Genomic DNA, 3,530 nt, shown 5'->3' on the forward strand with positions numbered 1-3,530 from the left:
TTGTTTACGACACTGATCATAATAAAAATTTAATGATACACGAATCAGCCAGCTCCGTATCTTTGAAGTTTGAATCGTATCATAGTACAACAAATATTTATAAGCTGTTTCCTGTACTGCATCTTCTGCATCTGCTTGTGCGATGCCTATTTTCCGTAAATATCTATACACAATATTAAGCTCTGAATTTAACTCGTTATTTTCATCTATAACATTCATCATACCCTCCTACTTACTAGACGAATAACATCGGTAAAAGTTTACAATAAAAATAATTATACAAAAAAAGGGAATAAAGTTATTGATTGATTGAAATCATAACTTTTTCCCTTCTATTCGTATTCTATTTGTTTGTTAAAAAGGTATAATTTTACTTCCTTGCAGCCTCTATACAGAGTTCGATCGTTTCTTTTATAGCGGCTCGAACATCGTCTTTTTTATATTTTAAGATTGGCATCGTGTCATTTGGATCGATAAAGGCATCACGATTTTGGATTTCTGCTGTCATAGCTAAATGAATTCCATGTTCTTTCCCAGCAGCAGCTACCTCTTTATCATGTTCCGCTAAAGCTTTCTTCATTTGTTCTAATGGAGCAACTTGAATGATCGTGTCTTCTTGACCAAGTAAATCAGCAATGATTTGGAAGAATTCTTGGTGTTTCATATTCGTATCCGCAATGGCATATTTCTCTCCATGTTTTCCAAACTCTAAAGCACCAATGGTTGCTTCTGCCACTTGCTGAACCGTGACCATTGCCGTACCGCCTGCTAATACTGGGACGAACTCTTTTCCCTGGATTTGCGGCAGAAACATCGTCCATAAAGGGAGCCTGCCAGGCATCGTACCAAATATATATGGCAGCCGAATGGACATTACATCCATTTCTCCATTACCTTCTAATATGGCAACTTCTTCTTGTAAAAGCCTTGTTCGAGGGTAGGCTTGATCTTTTAGATCCAGTTCCGTCCACTTTTCAGCAAAGTGTGCAAAGTAAGAACCATAGATGACAAATCTTTTCACACCAGCTTCTCTAGCTAGACGAGCCATTCTTTGCGTAGGCAGGACATTGGCCTGATAGAAAAAGGTAACAGCTGGTTCAGCGGGAACGGAACGCTCGTCCTCTCCAGCGGCATAGATAAACATATCGATACCTTCCAAAAGCTTTAATACTTCATCATCAGACATCTCATGTATATTACCTAACTGACAGTCTACGCCTGTTGGTAATAAATCTGGATGCGGCATCGGAGGTAAAGAAACAGTAGAAACTTTATATTCTCTTTTTACTAGTTCTCTAATTGTATGGTAGCCAAGGAGACCCGTTCCGCCTAGAATAAATACATTTTTCATGCTAAATTCCTCCATTCGATTTTGTAAATATTATGCGATATACAATTTAATGGTAAAGCAGTTCTTTCTATTTGTACATGTATTCCATTAAAATAAGCAGAATCTTGTGTACGGTATGTTACAAAATTATTTATTTTTATTGAAATCTACATAAAACCGAACTCCCCTTACATGTTCGATACCATATTATTGAACACATAACTAATTATGCTAGCATAATAGTTCTTGAATTTTTCTCTGGTAGAGGGCATTATAGAGATAGAAAACAAACCTTATAAGTTACTACCATTATATGAGAGCGTATACATGTGGGTTTGTTTCACAAAAGAATATGGGGGATAAAACAACTATGATTTATGCAAATCCGAATACAGAGGGATCGGTTATACAATTTAAAGAGAAGTATGATAACTTTATTGGGGGAAAATGGGTTGCACCAGTAAATGGCCAATACTTTGAAAATAAATCTCCAGTAACTGGAGAAGTTTTCACTAAAGCTGCTCGTTCTTCAGCAGAAGATATTGAATTAGCATTAGATGCAGCACATGCAGCAAAAGTAGCTTGGGGAAAAACTACTGCAGCAGAACGTGCTCGTTTATTAAATAAAATCGCTGATCGTTTAGAAGAAAATTTAGAAAAACTTGCTGTAGCGGAAACATGGGACAACGGTAAGGCTGTCCGCGAAACATTGAATGCAGATATACCGTTAGCTATCGATCACTTCCGTTACTTTGCAAGTGCTATTCGTTCTCAAGAAGGCCGCACAACTCAACTAGATAATGATACTGTAGCTTACCACTTCCAAGAACCACTAGGTGTTGTTGGACAGATCATTCCTTGGAACTTCCCAATTCTAATGGCAGTTTGGAAAATCGCTCCAGCATTAGCAGCAGGTAACTGTATCGTCATGAAACCAGCTGAACAATCGCCAGCTTCTATTATGGTATTAATAGAAGTAATTGAAGATATCCTTCCAGCAGGTGTTCTTAATATTGTAAATGGTTTCGGTGTTGAAGTTGGTAAACCACTTGCGACGAACCCACGTATTGCTAAAATTGCATTCACAGGTTCAACTGCTGTTGGTCGTCAAATCATGCAATACGCAACAGAAAACATCATTCCTGTAACACTTGAACTTGGTGGTAAATCACCTAACGTATTCTTTGAAGATGTTATGGATAAAGACGATTCTTATTTAGATAAAGCAATCGAAGGAATGGTTATGTTTGCATTGAACTCTGGCGAAATCTGCACATGCCCTTCTCGTGCAATAATTCAAGAATCAATCTACGATAAATTCATGGAACGCGCACTAGAACGTGTTAAAGCGATTAAAGTCGGTAACCCGCTTGATACTGAAGTGATGATGGGAGCTCAAGCTTCTAGTCAACAAAAAGAAAAAATCCTTTCTTACATCCAACTTGGTCAAGAAGAGGGCGCTGAATTACTAATCGGCGGAGCAGAGAACAAAATTGATGGCCTTGAAAATGGTAACTACATCAAACCAACAGTATTCAAAGGAAACAATAAAATGCGCATCTTCCAAGAAGAAATCTTTGGACCAGTACTTGCTGTTACTACATTCAAAGACTTCGATGAAGCGATGGAAATTGCAAACGATACACTTTACGGCTTAGGAGCTGGCGTATGGTCACGCAGCGGAGATCTTGCTTACCGTGCTGGACGTGGTATCGAAGCTGGCCGCGTTTGGACAAACACTTATCACCAATACCCTGCTGGCGCAGCATTTGGTGGTTTCAAATTATCAGGTATCGGCCGTGAAAACCACGCAATGATGCTGGTTCACTATCAACAAACAAAATGTCTATTAGTAAGCTACGCTAAAGACGCTCAAGGATTCTTCTAAATCGAAAGGATACGATCAAACATGATAGAACGTGTTATTGCAACAGACAAAGCACTTAGATTAATAGATGCTATTAAAAAAGTACATGGATCTATCATGTTTTATCAATCTGGCGGCTGTTGTGACGGATCTTCTCCGATGTGCTATAGAGAAGGAGATTTTAAACTGGGAGATTCAGATATCTATCTAGGAACTATTGGTGCTATCCCCTTCTACATGCATAAAAGCCAATACGATTATTGGAAGCATACGCAGCTAATCATCGATGCACAAGAAGGAAGAGGCCCAGATTTCTCACTTGATAGCGTTGAA

At 38.5% G+C, this 3,530-nt stretch carries 4 protein-coding genes; 2 read left to right on the forward strand and 2 right to left on the reverse strand.

All coding sequences use genetic code 11. The annotated features are described in order from the left end of the window. Positions 1-219 (reverse strand): RNA polymerase sigma factor (locus AC52RT_RS05905; protein WP_495539886.1); only part of this gene is annotated, 219 nt, incomplete at its 3' end. 151 nt (positions 220-370) lie between these two features. Continuing rightward, a complete protein-coding gene (locus AC52RT_RS05910) occupies positions 371-1,351 on the reverse strand; it encodes an NAD-dependent epimerase/dehydratase family protein (RefSeq protein WP_495539887.1) in 981 nt (326 codons plus the stop codon). A gap of 349 nt (positions 1,352-1,700) precedes the next feature. On the opposite strand from AC52RT_RS05910, the gene exaC reads away from it, so the two are divergent. Together exaC and AC52RT_RS05920 are read left to right on the forward strand one after the other, a co-directional pair. Continuing rightward, entirely contained in the window at positions 1,701-3,218 is a 1,518-nt protein-coding gene (gene exaC, locus AC52RT_RS05915) for an acetaldehyde dehydrogenase ExaC (RefSeq protein ID WP_495539888.1), read from the forward strand. 21 nt (positions 3,219-3,239) lie between these two features. Next, on the forward strand, positions 3,240-3,530 hold a 291-nt coding region (locus tag AC52RT_RS05920), incomplete at its 3' end, for a DUF779 domain-containing protein (protein WP_495539889.1).

It is taken from the genome of Peribacillus sp. (assembly GCF_059453735.1).

Bases quoted from the DNA above. Each gene is read 5' to 3' on its own strand.
- AC52RT_RS05910 (WP_495539887.1), bottom strand. From the start codon at position 1,351: ATGAAAAATGTATTTATTCTAGGCGGAACGGGTCTCCTTGGCTACCAT.
- exaC (WP_495539888.1), top strand. From the start codon at position 1,701: ATGATTTATGCAAATCCGAATACAGAGGGATCGGTTATACAATTTAAA.